Below are 415 nucleotides of genomic sequence, written 5' to 3' on the forward strand. Positions count from 1 at the left end.
CTGCATACGTTGCGCACGCCGCCCGAGCTCGTCGAGCGCGATGCCTGCGAATACAGGATCGTCGCGACAGCGCGCACTGGCACGGTGAAGACGTTCACGATCCGGCTGAAGAACGAACTGTCCCTGAAGGACCGCGCGAATCCGGAACTGATGCTCGAACATCGGCATGACGTCATGCATCAGGCCTTGGAACATTGCGAAGGCCTGGGCTGCACGCTCTACTTCTTCCTGTCCAGCGACAAGGCAGCTGCGCCGGCGGCAGAGTGGGTGCTCGAGCCATCGATCGTGACCAACGTAGCAGACACGGATTAGGCCGTATCCCAGCCACCTGGGTAGCTATCGATCGGAATCGCCGGACGACTGCTGCCAGAACTCCTGCATCTGCTGCATGCGCAGACTTTGCTCGGTCGTAGCG

1 protein-coding gene is annotated in these 415 nt (G+C 61.2%); it reads left to right on the plus strand.

Annotated elements, in window-relative coordinates:
- On the plus strand, positions 1-312 hold a 312-nt coding region (locus FL311_RS44810), incomplete at its 5' end, for a hypothetical protein (RefSeq protein ID WP_194869660.1).
- Between the last annotated feature and the right edge of the window lie 103 nt (positions 313-415).

This window comes from Myxococcus sp. AB025B (assembly GCF_006518215.1).
Lineage (GTDB): Bacteria > Myxococcota > Myxococcia > Myxococcales > Myxococcaceae > Myxococcus > Myxococcus fulvus.